The organism is Flavobacterium acetivorans, from assembly GCF_020911885.1.
Lineage (GTDB): Bacteria > Bacteroidota > Bacteroidia > Flavobacteriales > Flavobacteriaceae > Flavobacterium > Flavobacterium acetivorans.
On the sequence record NZ_CP087132.1, the window covers coordinates 325,286 to 340,038 of the forward strand.

General features: G+C 33.9%; 16 protein-coding genes. 2 read left to right on the forward strand and 14 right to left on the reverse strand.

Going from position 1 to position 14,753, the window contains the following annotated elements:
- Nucleotides 1–81: 81 nt before the first annotated feature.
- From LNP19_RS01405 to LNP19_RS01450, 10 genes are all read right to left on the reverse strand, one after another.
- The gene (locus tag LNP19_RS01405; protein WP_230063020.1) at nucleotides 82–849 is read right to left on the reverse strand and encodes a class I SAM-dependent methyltransferase; all 768 of its coding nucleotides are present in this window, start codon (nucleotides 847–849) and stop codon (nucleotides 82–84) included.
- A gap of 145 nt (nucleotides 850–994) precedes the next feature.
- Nucleotides 995–1,774, reverse strand: a complete 780-nt coding sequence (locus LNP19_RS01410; RefSeq protein WP_230063021.1) for a glycosyltransferase family 2 protein — start codon at nucleotides 1,772–1,774, stop codon at nucleotides 995–997.
- Nucleotides 1,775–1,777: 3 nt separating this feature from the next.
- The gene (locus tag LNP19_RS01415) at nucleotides 1,778–2,635 is read right to left on the reverse strand and encodes a glycosyltransferase family 2 protein (RefSeq protein ID WP_230063022.1); all 858 of its coding nucleotides are present in this window, start codon (nucleotides 2,633–2,635) and stop codon (nucleotides 1,778–1,780) included.
- The gene (locus tag LNP19_RS01420; protein ID WP_230063023.1) at nucleotides 2,632–3,426 is read right to left on the reverse strand and encodes a glycosyltransferase family 2 protein; all 795 of its coding nucleotides are present in this window, start codon (nucleotides 3,424–3,426) and stop codon (nucleotides 2,632–2,634) included. Before LNP19_RS01420 ends, LNP19_RS01415 begins: the two co-directional genes overlap by 4 nt.
- 114 nt (nucleotides 3,427–3,540) lie before the next feature.
- The gene (locus LNP19_RS01425; RefSeq protein WP_230063024.1) at nucleotides 3,541–4,494 is read right to left on the reverse strand and encodes a glycosyltransferase family 2 protein; all 954 of its coding nucleotides are present in this window, start codon (nucleotides 4,492–4,494) and stop codon (nucleotides 3,541–3,543) included.
- Nucleotides 4,495–4,536: 42 nt separating this feature from the next.
- Complete coding sequence (locus LNP19_RS01430) at nucleotides 4,537–5,502, reverse strand: glycosyltransferase family 2 protein (protein ID WP_230063025.1); 966 nt, start codon at nucleotides 5,500–5,502, stop codon at nucleotides 4,537–4,539.
- A gap of 9 nt (nucleotides 5,503–5,511) precedes the next feature.
- Entirely contained in the window at nucleotides 5,512–6,234 is a 723-nt protein-coding gene (locus LNP19_RS01435) for a class I SAM-dependent methyltransferase (protein ID WP_230063026.1), read from the reverse strand.
- Nucleotides 6,224–7,489 (reverse strand): ABC transporter ATP-binding protein, encoded by a 1,266-nt coding sequence (locus tag LNP19_RS01440; protein ID WP_230063027.1) that lies wholly within the window; start codon nucleotides 7,487–7,489, stop codon nucleotides 6,224–6,226. The genes LNP19_RS01435 and LNP19_RS01440 overlap by 11 nt, the downstream gene beginning before the upstream one ends.
- An 89-nt stretch (nucleotides 7,490–7,578) precedes the next feature.
- On the reverse strand, nucleotides 7,579–7,923 hold the full coding sequence (locus LNP19_RS01445) for a four helix bundle protein (RefSeq protein WP_230063028.1): 345 nt from the start codon (nucleotides 7,921–7,923) through the stop codon (nucleotides 7,579–7,581).
- An 85-nt stretch (nucleotides 7,924–8,008) separates the two neighbouring features.
- The gene (locus tag LNP19_RS01450) at nucleotides 8,009–8,878 is read right to left on the reverse strand and encodes an ABC transporter permease (protein WP_230063029.1); all 870 of its coding nucleotides are present in this window, start codon (nucleotides 8,876–8,878) and stop codon (nucleotides 8,009–8,011) included.
- Between the two features lie 294 nt (nucleotides 8,879–9,172).
- On the opposite strand from LNP19_RS01450, the gene LNP19_RS01455 reads away from it, so the two are divergent.
- Together LNP19_RS01455 and LNP19_RS01460 are read left to right on the forward strand one after the other, a co-directional pair.
- Nucleotides 9,173–9,349 (forward strand): histone H1, encoded by a 177-nt coding sequence (locus tag LNP19_RS01455; RefSeq protein ID WP_072944296.1) that lies wholly within the window; start codon nucleotides 9,173–9,175, stop codon nucleotides 9,347–9,349.
- A gap of 688 nt (nucleotides 9,350–10,037) precedes the next feature.
- Complete coding sequence (locus LNP19_RS01460; RefSeq protein ID WP_230063030.1) at nucleotides 10,038–11,084, forward strand: outer membrane beta-barrel protein; 1,047 nt, start codon at nucleotides 10,038–10,040, stop codon at nucleotides 11,082–11,084.
- A gap of 277 nt (nucleotides 11,085–11,361) precedes the next feature.
- Here LNP19_RS01460 and LNP19_RS01465 read toward each other — a convergent pair whose 3' ends face one another.
- From LNP19_RS01465 to LNP19_RS01480, 4 genes are all read right to left on the reverse strand, one after another.
- Nucleotides 11,362–12,102, reverse strand: coding sequence for an AAA family ATPase (locus LNP19_RS01465; protein ID WP_230063031.1), 741 nt, complete (start codon nucleotides 12,100–12,102; stop codon nucleotides 11,362–11,364).
- A gap of 430 nt (nucleotides 12,103–12,532) precedes the next feature.
- The gene (locus LNP19_RS01470) at nucleotides 12,533–13,000 is read right to left on the reverse strand and encodes a hypothetical protein (RefSeq protein WP_230063032.1); all 468 of its coding nucleotides are present in this window, start codon (nucleotides 12,998–13,000) and stop codon (nucleotides 12,533–12,535) included.
- 95 nt (nucleotides 13,001–13,095) lie between these two features.
- The gene (locus LNP19_RS01475; RefSeq protein WP_230063033.1) at nucleotides 13,096–13,455 is read right to left on the reverse strand and encodes a DUF2200 domain-containing protein; all 360 of its coding nucleotides are present in this window, start codon (nucleotides 13,453–13,455) and stop codon (nucleotides 13,096–13,098) included.
- 158 nt (nucleotides 13,456–13,613) lie between these two features.
- Nucleotides 13,614–14,564 carry a calcium:cation antiporter gene (locus LNP19_RS01480; protein WP_346432219.1) on the reverse strand — a complete coding sequence of 317 codons (951 nt, stop codon included), beginning with the start codon at nucleotides 14,562–14,564 and terminating at the stop codon, nucleotides 13,614–13,616.
- Nucleotides 14,565–14,753 lie beyond the last annotated feature (189 nt).

Below are 14,753 nucleotides of genomic sequence, written 5' to 3' on the forward strand. Positions count from 1 at the left end.
TTGACTACAATTAGGACATGTGATTCGTTTTCGAGAATAGTTTTATCTTTTTAAGTAATATTATTCTGCACCTAGAGATTATTAAAGATTCCGTTTCACAAAATTCAATATTAACCTCTTTAATCCAAATTTATCTAATATTTCACCCATAAATTTCCGACAATTGAAATAAGAACGGGGTACAATACGCTTATTGCCGATTCGCTTTTTTTCTTTAATTGCAATATTAATAAGTTCTAAATTTGGCTCAATTAAAACATCTTTTTCTTTTCTTAAATACCAAGTCGGATACCAACAGTATTGTACATCTTCTTGCCCTCCAGTCACTGAGAGTTTAGCTCCGAGCTTTGATGTAAAATCATTAACAGCCCACTTAACCAATGGCCAATCATCATGATAATCATCTCCTGCTAAAATACCTCCCACTTTTAACTTTTTGTACCATTCAATAATTGTTTTACCTCCTTCCTCGCCAGTATGAGCATACCCATCAATATATATAAAATCAAAATAATTATCGTCGTATAAGTCATAAGCTTCCTCGAATGTCATCCTTAAAAGCCGATAGTTAACTACATCAAGTCCTATATATCTTAAGGCTCTCTTATACTCTGTAGTGTTATGCATGTCCCCATACTGGTCAACGCCCCAAAAAAGCTTAAACTTACCACTATTAATCATTCGTTTAGAATAAACACCAGTCGCAATACCCAATTCAATACCAATGTTATCAACACCAACTAACTCATTAACAACATCATGCCTGAGCATATTATCCATTATCTCAAGTTCGACATTAGGCGTTTTCTCTCTAGCAATTTTAACGACACTGGTTTTATTTAAAAACATAGTAATAAACTTTTTAATTAAAAATAATTCTTCTCAAAAAACAGATAGATTAAAAAAAACTAAATTGTTGTCACGCGACCTTTAGACACTTATTCACTAACATAAACAATTATTAATAAATAAATTATTTCGATTTACTAATTTATTAAAATTTTTCCGGCTTATTAAAAATGAATCGAATTAAAAAAAATGACCTTTTTAATAGGTAATATAAATCGATTATAGCATATTTTGAGATTTTAAATACTGAAATTACAAAACCATTAAAAATACTTTGTAACGCGATATCGTGATGCCAAAGTTGATAATTACCAACAACATCATTCTTGAACCTAAAAAAAATTTGGTCCTTTGTTCTTTTGATTTCATAATGAAATATAGCGGGGACGAAATCAATCTCATAGCCTTCTCCCAGAACTCTTACTGTCCACTCCTTATCTTCAAAAGTAGCTACATCTTCTCGAAAGGAATGTTTTTTCCAAACTTCCCTACTAAAAGCGGATCCAGAAAAAATCAATCCTGATTTATTAGGATCTTTCTTTGCATCGATTTTATTGATAAAATTTTTATAATCACTCGAATTGTGTAAACATCTTAACCCTGCTAAATTTGGATTCGCCTCGAATTTTTGTTTTATCAGTTTAAAAAAATCATGACTTACGGGATAAGAGTGGGCGCTAAAAATAACAATGATAGGTGCTAAACATTCACTGGCTGCTATATTAGCACTCCTTCCATAACTAAACTCTTCAAGAGTAACGAATCTTGCACCAAATTTACCTGTGATTTCTTTACTATTATCCGTTGATAAATTATCAATGACAATAATTTCGTTGATATCATTACGGTATCTTTCTGTCAAATTTTTCAACAAAAAAGAGAGAGCGTCAGATTGATTTTTATTTCTGATAACAACTGAAATCATGCTTTACTTTTGAATTAAAAACAGTTTTGAAATCACTTTAAAAGGCTTTGTAATTACCTTGCCAATTTTATACTCTATAGAACTTTTAATTTTCAATTCAGTTTCTTTCTGTCTCCGTAGCAAATAAAAAAAATGAGAAATCATATTATCGTAATTTTCAATATAGATCTTCTTATGTTTTTTAAATACATACTCCATATTAATTTCACGATGATTTTTTAGCGTATCCATCAACATTGAATTCCTTGATTTCCGATAATAAAATAAAAAATCCTCTACAATCTTATATTTTTGACCATTCTTAGTAATAGCAATCCAAAACTCCCAATCCTCAAAGCCTCTTTTCATAGACTCATCATAGCCTCCCACCTGCTGCCAGCATTTTTTCCTAAAAAGGGAGGTTGCAACTAGATTATTTTCAAACATAAAATTAAGGTAAGTACTCCCATAAGGTCGTAATTTATGAACTACATTCGTTATATTTTTGCTAAAAAACTGGGTAAAGCAAGAAACTATTGCTAAGGAGTCATCAGTATGCAATTCAGGCACTAGCTTCGTTAAATAATCCTTATGTAGCATATCATCTGAATCTAAAGGCAAAATATATTCTCCTTTGCTTATTTTAATTCCTGCATTTCTGGCACTTGACAATCCTCCATTTTCTTTATATAAATAACTAAATCGATTGTCTTTTTCACACCATAGTTGAGCTACCTCAGCAGTATTATCAGGACTTCCATCATTAACAATAATACATTCCCAATAGGGATAACTTTGTTCTAAAACCGAGAGTAAAGCCTCATCAAGAAAATGGGCTTGTTTATAACAAGGAACAATTATAGAAACAATTGGAATATTCATCTTATGAACCTGTTTATTATTACATTAAATATCCTTAGGGGATTCATCATTAAAGTTCCTATTTTATAGGTGAATGATTTTTTCAATTGCTTATTTTTTTGATTTAAAGCTGAGTTGTTTTCTAATAATTGCAAAGCATATCCTTCGAAAGAATTAAAATACAATTCTTTGTGCTTTAGAAAGATATATTTTTTTATCTCATAGTCATGTATTTTCTCAGCAGTTTGATCGCGAGATGTATTTTTTATTCTATAATTAAAGAGAACCTCATTAATTATATACATTTCCCAGTTATCTTTTAAAATCGAAATCCAAAAATCCCAATCTTCATATCCATAAAGCATATTCTCATCAAATCCTGATATTACTTCCCAACATTTCCTTCTAAACATTGAGGTTCCTAAGGCATTGTTCTTGACTAAAAAATTTCTAACATTCCCTCCTAATGGTTTAATTATATTATTATTCCTTTCTTTATTTCCAAAGACTTTATACCAACAACCTACAACTCCTATATTTTCATTTTCATTTAAAACTTGAACTGCTTTTTCAATAAAAGTGGGCTCAAAAGAATCATCGGCATCGAGATTCAAAATATAATCCGTTTTAGCCAAAGAAATTGCCCTATTTCTAGCACTGCTGACACCTTTATTCTCCTGATAAATAATTTGCACATTAGGAGAACTTATAGTTTTTAAAATTTTTATAGTTTCTTCCCCAGATCCGTCATCCACAATTATGATCTCATCTGCTTTGACTGTTTGATTCAATATAGACTCTAAAGCTTCCATAATATATCTCCCGTCATTATAACAGGGAATTACCACAGTAACATTAGAATTAGACATCATTATATTTATATATTAAAACAAATAAATACTAGTATTATATTTAGCAACTCTATTTTAATCGCTTTGGAATAAATAAGGAAACATTTTTTTTCTAAGCCTAATTGGCGGAAAATATTTAACACTTAACACCGAGAACAAAATCCTGGGATTACTACTAAATAAAAATCCCCAATAAAAAATATACTTCCTCATAGTACTCTTATCCCTATATTTAAAAAACCACAACCATTTTAATAGGGTATCTAAATTTTTTATTGGAATATCATTTTTGCAACTCCATCTAAGAGTTGACTCATATAGTTTTATATTAAAAATTCTGAATAAATCTTCTCTAGTGAAAATATTGGCCTCATGAACACCTCTTATCGCTACAGGACGGTCTATTATCCCTGATTCCAATTGACATTTTAAGGCCATTTTGAATAGGATATCTGAATCTTCTGCAACAACCAACAATTCATTAAAAAAACCAACTTTATCAAATACAGATTTCTTTATCGTTAATCCATTCAAATGTAGATATCCATATTTACTTGAAACAATTGAATTAAAAAGTTCTTCTGGTGGTATCTTTTTGGACACCGTAGACATTTTAAGTTTTTCTTTTTCATTATCCCTTGCCTTACGATAAAAATGAAAACCAACCGCATTATATACCCCATCAATATTCTTATTAGCCTCCAGTATTTTTAAATCATTTTTAAATCTATTTTCTAAATAAAAATCATCAGCATCCAAAAATGCAATATAATCCTTAGTAGCCATTTTTATTCCCAAATTTCTGGTCGCAGAACGACCTCTATTAACTTTTCTCTCATGCTGATAGACTTTTAATTTATCATATACTATTTGTAATGATTGAATTATTGCCCACGTCGTATCAGTACTTCCATCATCAATCACTACAACTTCTCCAACTTCTAACTGTCGTACAGCCGATTGAATTGCTGTTTCGATAAAACGTTCTACGTTATATGCAGGGATTATTACGGATATTGAAAAAGCCATTTATACTAATTTAAATAATTTGCGTGAAAAAAACTACCAAATCTAAACTACTTTATGATTTCTTAAAAATTTTTCAATACGATAACTTGATCTATTTAATAGTAGTAACAAATTACCAAACAATAATAAACTCAAACTGAGATTTCCGTTTTTAACATTCAATATAGGAGATAATCTTTTTAAAATATCTTTAGAGAGATTTCTATGATTTTTTTCTATTCCTCTAAAAAAACCATCTATCAAAATTTTATAATTATAATTCATTAACTCTAAGTCATTTAACTCAATACTTCTTTTTAAATTTTCCAAAGCAATATAACATTCTGAAACTTTAAATCTTTTTTCATACGACCTACTTCTCCTCGTTTTTGTATTTATATGCTGTCGATATAAAAATAAAGGGACATTAACAATTTTAAATGAATCTAAAGGCAAATTAAAAAAGAGTCTAGAAAACAGTTCCGTTTCTTGCCCTCGATGAATATTTAAATCAAAAAGATTTCTGCTTTCAAGAAAACTTCTTCTAAAAAGAATAGATGGCGTCATAATTCTTAATTCCCATCTTACATAATCCTTAAACAGAAATGTTTCAATTTTTAAATTTATTTTTTCCATTTCGACTAAATTTTCATCGACATAAAACCCTGAACATATAACCATTTTTAATTGTTCATTTTTAAATAGATTAACTTTTGAAAAAATAAAACCCTCTAACATCACATCATCATCATCAAACCAATTAACATACTGTCCTTGACTCAATTCAAAACCATAATTCCTACAGGCATTCGAGCCTTTGGGTATTTCTCTAGGTCTGAAATGGTATTGAAATCTGGAATCTTCTACTACATAATTACCCACTATTTCTGATGTATTATCAGTTGAACCATCATCTACAATAATACATTCCCAATTTTGATAACTTTGCGCTAAAACACTATCGAGCGTTTCACCAATCAGGTGTGCCCGATTGTAGGTTGGAATGATTATCGAAACTAAAGAATTCATATCAACTGATTATAATCCATAAGGTGTAATGTCAAAATCGTTTTTATTAGAGAAATAGGTATATCTATCTTTATTTATCTTGAAACACTTCAAAATCTGATGCCATAATTGAGCTATTTCCTTTTCTTCAACCCTGTCTGTATCATCTAAAAAAATGGCGAAATTCTCAGAGATTCGATCTTTTAAAAATGGCACTGCTGAATATCTTGCAAATGGAGTTGTTTTACCAAAAGGACCATCGACAATTAATAAGTCAAATGATTGATGCCTGCTAATTTCTTCACTGATAATTAAAGTATCGTACCATTTTTCCTGTCCCTCTTTAGCAATTGTTTTAGAAACTTTAATAATTGGAGCATAAATAACATTAACATATTCAGACAATTCTAGTTTTAAAAGAATTCCTTTCAAATTTTCATACCATTGTTCATCATTTTCAATAGACATAAACGAGGCCTCAATTTTATTTATCTTCAACAGTTGTGCTATACAAATAGTTGAAAACCCTGAACCAAACTCAATTATATTCTTCCTTTCATTTATTACAATATCATTACAAATATGCAATACTTGCTTAGGACTAATGGCCCAAGCTGTCAACGGCAAAAACACTTTATTATCGAAAAGTTTAAGCAATTGAGCCAATGCTATAGTATCTTGCTCTAATTTATATTTTTTAAGAAGCAAATGCTCAAACCACTTTACTTTATTTTTAATTTTATTAATTATCATATTCTACTTTAAAATCAATTAAAAATTTGCTTTGTTTAGTCGGAATATTTCTGCCTGAACCATAATAATCCCCTTTGTCTATTTTGAAAGAAAAGGCATTTTGTATCCAATCTGTCACTACATTATCTATCATAATATGAGTAGTAACATAATAAGTTCCTTCATTTAAATTTAGCTTCTTTATTTTGAAAACTAATTTGTCTCCAAAAAAATGATCCGATGTTTCCAATAATGAGGTACTCATCCAAACTATTCTTTGCCCCATATTATCATCTATTCTTAAATCAAATAAAATTTTTGTCAGGTCAATATTTTTCGGATTATCTAAAATGAATTCCATAGTAAAAGGTTTTCCTGTTTGTGGTATTACATCCTCATCCACTCCATAAGTCTTTACCGCTTTTATTTTAACTAAACCGCTACCAACTCTGTCTTGAAAATCTTCAAATTCATAATTCAGTGAACTATCATTCAAATAATGCTGTGTACAATCCTCAATCCCTCCAACAAAATCAATTGAACCATTCTTCATCACAATCCCTCTCGTACACAAAGCTTGAACCGCCGCCATATTATGGCTTACAAACAAAACCGTCCGTCCTTCACCCCTGGAAATATCCTGCATCTTGCCGATGGCTTTTTTCTGAAACTCGGCGTCACCCACAGCCAGCACCTCATCGATCACCAAGATTTCGGGTTCAAGGAATGCAGCCACAGCAAAGGCCAATCGTACCGTCATTCCGCTGCTGTAGCGTTTTACAGGAGTGTCTATATACCGTTCGCAACCTGAGAAAGCAATAATTTCATCGAGTTTGGAAGCAATCTCTTTTTTAGTCATTCCTAAAATGGCTCCATTGAGGAAAATGTTTTCCCTGCCGGTCATCTCCCCATTAAAACCGGTCCCCACTTCAAGCAAGGAAGCAATACGCCCCCGGGATTTTATGCTGCCCGTTGTAGGTGCAGTCACCTTAGATAATATCTTTAACAGGGTCGATTTCCCCGCTCCGTTTTTCCCTATAATTCCCAAAACTTCGCCGCGCGCTACCTCAAAATTAATATCCTGCAAAGCCCACACATAATCGCTTTCTCCTTTGGTACTGCGATCATTAGTCTCTCCTATTTTCAAATAAGGATCCTCTTTCCCTCTTAATTGGCACCACCAACGGTTCAGGTCATGACTCAGCGTCCCCGTACCTACCTGTCCCAGACGGTATTGCTTGGAGATGTTTTCGGCTTTTAAGATGATGTCTTTCATTTTAGTGAATCGTGAGTCGTGAATCGTGAGTCGTGAGTCGTGAGTAGAAAAATGACTCACTTACTACTCACTATTCACTACTCACTAAGTCACTTATTTAAATAATTTCTAAATCCTATCAAAAGTTTTTTAACATCAATCATTTGTAGTTCAAAAACTTGCTCGTTCTTAATAAATTCCAATCGTATTGCTATTAAATATTGTGTTTCTAGTTCTGAAAGTGACCCCAAAGCAACATGAAGAAAATGAATCAATTCTCTATCTCCTTTTCTTGCGGCTCCTTCAGCAATATTAGATGGAATTGAAACAGCTGCTCTTCTCATTTGACTAGTCAAACCAAATTTTTCTGAATCCGGAAATAGCTGCGTAATTTGATATACTGTAACAACCAAATCCATACTCTTCTTCCAAACATCCAACTCTTTATGATCCATATCTTCTCTTTTTAGTGAGTCGTCAGTTGTGAGTAGAAAAATGACATCACTTACTACTCACGATTCACTATTCACCACTCACTATTCAGACCGTATCAATAAAACTTTTCTCCGTTTTGTTAAAAATAAGCAAACCCATAAAAAAAATAAGAATCGTAACAGCAAACGTATAAATAAGTCCCGAAACAGAAAGCTGTCCCACATTCAGCAACATATACCGACTGCTTTCAATAATATAAGCCAGCGGATTATAGTTTACCAACCAAGCATAATTGGGGATTTTCTCCTTGATCAGCGCCATGGGATACATCACTGCCGAGAGGTACATCAGCAATTGCACCCCAAAACCAATCAAATAACTCAAATCCCTGTATTTAGTGACCAAAGAGGAAATAATCATCCCCAATCCCAATCCTAAAACCCCCATCAAAACCACTAAGAGCGGGAAAAACAATAGGCTGAAATTAAGACTGATAGCAGCCCCTTGGTAATAAAAATACAAATAAAAAATTACAAAAATCAGAAACTGAATTCCGAATTTCAACAAATTAGAAACCACTACCGAAAGCGGCATGATGATTCTCGGAAAATAGACTTTGCCAAAAATAGAAGCATTGCGCTTAAAGGTATCCGAAGTATCATTAAGGCAAGCCGTGAAATAATTCCAAACCGTGATACCGGCCAAATTAAACAGAAAAGAAGGCACAACTCCGGTGCTAATCCCGGCCACATTGTTGAAAATAATAGTAAAAGTAATCGAGGTAAAAAGCGGCTGTATCAAATACCAAAGCGGCCCTAAAATAGTTTGTTTGTATACCGTGACCACATCCCTTTTTACAAAAAGCAACAACAAGTCGCGATAGTGCCAAACTTCTTTGAAGTTCAACGAGAAGAATTTGTTCTTGGGTGTTATCTCAAACAACCAGTCCGAATCACTGTTATTGGTAGCATTCATAGTCTATCAGGATAAAAACCAAACCTATTATAAAGCCCTTTTTGATACAATCTGAATCATCGCCTAACAAATATAAGATTTTTCGTTTAGATATAAACAACTCCTAATCAAAACTATATACATTAAATTGGATCTGTACCATTTCGAAAACTTTGAAAATCACGGCAAGCAAGCATCCGCATCCCTTTCACCTCCTTCTTTTTCTCGATTAAATAACAATAATTTTAACACCAAATTAGTGCTATCTAATAAGTAAACTTTTATTTTTGCGCCCTAATTTAATATAGTATCACCATGAAAGATTTATTCGAAAAAATCAATGCCGAATTTGAAAACTTCAAAACAGAGGCTGAACTGCACATCGAAAAAGGAAACAAAGCGGCGGGAACAAGAGCACGTAAATCGACTTTGGACCTGGAAAAACTTTTAAAAGAGTTTAGAAAAGTTTCTGTAGAGGAATCAAAAAAATAATTTATTTTTCAAAAATAAGCCTTCTGAATTTTCAGAGGGCTTTTTTTATCAACTTCGTTGTTGCCCCCACTTCAAGAATTAGCCTTTCATCTGCATTCTTTAATTATGGCATCCCTCTTCTAGCGTTTACAAAATCCCTTCCTGTATTTTAGCAATCCTGAATTAACCCCAAGGACACAATCTCTACACCTATATCTCTTTTCACTTGGTTTTAACAGCTCCTAATAGAGTACTTCCTATTAACAGCTTCCCTTCCTTAAAAAAAAAATTTTTTTTAATAAAAACAGTCATACCCCTATAAAAATAATACTCATTTACCTTAATACCATTAATAAAGTTAAAAAAAAATCATTTTAAACAACTATAAAACGAACATACCCCATAAAAAAACAGCCCCTTAACAAAAATAACCATTATATTAAAATCAAAAAACAACACTTAAAATAACAAATAAGCATTACTTTTTTATAGATTTTTTGATATCGATAATTCTGCTCCAAATTTTAAAAAAAAGAAGGAAAGAGAACTCAAAGTTGATAATTTAGCTTCAAATAAATGTAAAATAAATGGCTGAAAACTAAAAAATTACCCCCTTTACTCACAAGAAAAACAAGTCCGATTTCAGTAAAAAAATAACTATAAAAACCACAACAACCAACGCCAAAATTAACCAACAAACCAAAATAACATGAAAAAAACAGCAAGCGTTTTAGGACTCCTATTTACAAGCACGATGACATTCGCACAAGAGGCTTCACAATCATCAACCACTTTCGGCGGATCGGCTGACCTCTACTACAAGTATGATTTTTCAAGTCTGTCTCCCAATGGAAAAACCAGCTTCACCTATGCTCACAATTCTTTCGAACTAGGAATGGCATCTATTGAGGCATCTCATACTAGAGCCAAGGGCGCCGTTTTTGTAGATTTGGGATTCGGAAACAGGGACAAAGAATTCACTTACAACGACAACAACAGTTCTTTCATGATCAAGCAACTCTATTTAACCTACCAACTCTCAGAGCGTTTTAAGCTCGTTGCCGGTAGCTTTACCACCCATATCGGATATGAACTATTGGATGCGGTCGATAACAAAAATTACAGCATGTCCTATGCTTTCACAAACGGCCCTTTTTTTAATACGGGTCTAAAAGTTCAATATACCTTAGGGAAATGGAGCCTTATGGCAGGCCTGACTAATCCTACCGACTTTAAAACTGCCCTGGAAGCAGGCTCAAACCAAAAAACAGTTATCGGACAATTGGCTTATACCACAAACTCCGAAAGCCTGTATTTTAATCTAACTACAGGAAGCGCCAATCCGGCCAGCAGCGTAAATAAAACACAATTTGATATTGTTGCCTCTAAAAACATCAATGAAAAAATGTGTCTCGGATTCAACGGAACCTATTCGTTAATAAAAGAAGACACCACCAGCCATGATGAAAATTGGTTTGCCTTGGTTGGATATGCCACTTATGCCGTCAAAAATCACATTAGCTTGGCCTATAGATTGGAATATTTTGACGCCAAAAAAGCGGCTATAACACTTCCTGTCTTAGGGGAATCTAAGCTTGTAGGCAATACGCTGTCACTAAATTACAAAACAGGGAATTTGACTATTATTCCCGAAATCAGAATCGATCTTTCATCAGAAGCCGTTTTTTTGAATACTGATACAAATCCATCCAAATCCAATGCTTATCTTTTAATGGCAATGACCTATAGTTTCTAATTTGAAAGCTTGTGCTAAAAAAAGCGGATTAACCGACCGACAATCCACCCAGCACAAACCCCCTAATGCACTAAATTAAAAAGCCGTTTCTGAAAAGTATTCAAAAGCTATCAAGCTTAAAAATATTTTTCAGAAACGACTTTATAGTTTAATACTCATCCGCTTTTAACTCTCTTCCTCTACTAAGAACGGGGCTTCCTCGCTAGCGAATAGTATGTTTTATACCCTCTTGCCTCTATCTAAAGCGTACTAATTCACAAAGAATTGCTTTGCTGATTTAGGCCAGACTGCCAATTCTTTCTTCATTCGTTTTTTCTTGCTTTTCCAGCACCTCAATCAAGGCCGATTTGACCATGGTGAAAGCATAGTCTTTGGCTTCGGCAAAAGAAATAGCATATTTTCGCTCGATATTTTGAAGATTTTCAGGAAAGGAACGCAATAATGTATCATAATAAACATCCAAAATATCCGAAGTCGGCATTTCAAAATGAATCTGCAGCTGAAAACGTCTCAAAAGTGCGCTGTCAATAATTTCAGGATGATTCGTCGCACAGAGCAACAAAGCATTTTTAGGATAATAATCAATGAGTTGGATAATCGTATTAACCAACCTTCTCATTTCTCCTACATCCTTATCATCACCCACGCGCTCTTTAGCAATCTGATCAAATTCATCGAGAAAAAGAACCGCATTTTCTCTGGCCGCCTTGTCAAAAACCTGCTTTATATTTTGAGCTGTTTCACCAATTCGGGCACAAACTACATTACTCAAATTAAGAATCAAGATAGGTTTCTTCAGTGTGTTTGCAAGCGCTTTGGCCGTAGTTGTTTTTCCGCAACCAGAACTCCCGTACAACATTATTTTATTGTTAGTTGTCAATCCGTATTTAGCGAGTTCATCTACATACTTATGCTCTTTTACCAGCTGTAGTATCTTTTGCTGATTCAGTTCATTAAGAAAAACAGTATCGAGAGAAACCACCTCCTTGTCGTTGATAATTAGATCAAATATATTCATTGTGGCAATTAAAAATTCTTGGCTGCAAATTTAAGAAATAATAGCGTCTCTTTTGTCATCTTAGATGCTAAGGCTATCCATTCCTGTTCATCGCAATGCAAGCCAAATTATTTTTACTCGGCCTAAATACTAACCGCCAAGACTTTTTGTTCTATTGGAAAAGCCGGAGTCAAAGTTGAAGCCACAACTCCCGAAAGAATAATGGCCGTGTCCATAGTAAAATCCTTTGCGCTCTTTGCGGTAAAAACAACTATAATTCATGAAGTCCTGGCAGATCCCAACACTTCGCAAGCTTTGCGGTAAAAAACAAGCGAAGCAGCTTTTGCGCTCTTTGCGGTTAAAAACAACTAATAATTTATGACGTCATGGCAAGACTTTAAAAGCCTACACAACTCATCGCTTTTCACAACGCTCGCTTATAATGCAACCTCTATTCTCCCAAACAAGTAATAGTATTAAATTTATACTTCACACGTTCAAAATCGATAGGCACGCCTTTAACAAAATAAGAAGCCCCCATAGAAGTTTCAATTTGCCCATTTCCTAATATAAGTTCATTGCCTCGCTTCAAAAAAGCCATCGGATTTTTGAATGTTACTTTCTTATTTGCTCCCTCGATAAAGGTATAGCTGGCAAACAAAGTGTCACCACGAAATTCTCCGGCAATTTCCCCAACCTTTTTAGGCATATCAAAAACTTTCATAACCATATCCCCTGTTATGGTACCGTCTTTCAAAGTATTCATTTTAAAATCAATTGTATCTTTTTCATACAGCGCTCTATAACACTGTACCTTTATCGGTTTTTCGACTGCAACAACTTTAGGGTTTTCATTTTTTTTACAGCTTTGGAATCCAATACAAACCAACAACAAACAAAAAAGACTTAGATTTTTCATAATAAAATAGATTTAGTTAATCATTCTAATAATAACTCTTGCTAATTTACGCATAAATCAGATAAATAATCTGATTCAAATGCAATCAGTACTTCTTATTTAACGCGCAAAATGGCATCCATCTTGCGCCCTTTCGCCAACTCATCTACCAGTCGGTCCAAATATCGGACCTGCTGTGTTAATGGGTTTGTTATTTCTTCTACGCGATAGCCACAGATCACTCCTTTAATCAGATCCGCATTAGGATGTAGTGTAGCCTGCTGAAAAAACACTTCAAAGGTAACTTTTTCTTCAATGAGCTGTGCCACCCTTTTTTTATCATAAGTGGTCAACCATTCAATGACCTGATAGAGCTCTTCTGCTGTTCTCCCTTTCTTTTCTACCTTGGCAAGATAATGTGGGTATACTGATGCGAACGTCATTTTTGCAATACGTTCATCCTGATTGTGTGCCATTTTCTATCTATTTAGTCATTGCTAATCTAGTAAAAAAATTACTGCTGTTAATTTGACGGTCTGTATAACCAGCTGGCCTAAAAAACATTTTACTTTAACAACCACTTACTCGCCCAAAAAAAGGACTTTTCAAACTTTCAAGTGGCTGTTTTTTTTGATTAGGGGTAGATCATAAGGAATATGAAAGCAAATAAATTGACCAGAAGCACTACCCCATAAACAATATTAGACTTGCCTTTACTTAACGACAACATCACAGTAAAGACGGACAAGGCTAACAGAACAATCGACTTAATATCAAGTCCCAGAATAATCGGCATGTCCATCATGATACAAACTGCTGCCACACTCGGAATCGTCAATCCAATACTTGCCAAAGCCGACCCCAAGGCCAAATTAATACTGGTTTGCAATCTGTTTTTTCTAGCGGCTATAATAGCCGCAATAGCTTCAGGCAATAAAATAATAGCCGCAATCACAACCCCCACCAAAGTTTTTGGCAAACTATAACTAACAATAATACTTTCAATTGTAGGAGAAAGCGTTTTTGCCAACAACACTACAACACCCAAGCTTACAACAAGAAAAATCAAACTCGTAAAGAAGACCTTGTTATTGATTAGTATAGGCTCAGCCACTTCCTCATCTTCATCAGCTCCAATAGTGAGGAAATATTGCCTGTATCTTCTGGTTTGCGCAAACAGAAAAGAGCTATAAATAACAAGACAGGCGCCGGAAGCAAAAACCAGTTGGGGTACCGAATAATAAGATCCCTTAACACTTTCTGTGAAGGTAGGAAACACCAATGTAAATACGATAATCGAAACCAGTGAAACCAATCCAATGGTGACTGAAGAGGCCGAAAAATTTTGCTCATAATGTTTCAAACCCCCTATCAGAAGGCAGAATCCAATAATACCGTTAAGAATAAGCATTGTGGCAGCATAGACCGTATCCCTGGCCAGCGAAGCTGCTGCTGAGCCCTCAGACATCATGAGCGATATAATAATTGAAACTTCAATGACTGTTATTGATATGGCTAAAATAATGGTTCCATAGGGTTCTCCAACTCTCTCTGCTATGATTTCCGAATGATGCACAGCCGACATAACACTAAGGATAAGCAATAGGCTTGCAATAATTTGAAAGATGCTGCTGTTGTCCACAAGTCCGCTAAAAAATAGAATCCAGGACAGTACTGGAATGATGATGGTCCACTGAAGTAATTGTTTCATTTTTTTAATATATATGGCTAAAATAATATTTTAACCATAATTCTTACGATAAATTGGCTTTTT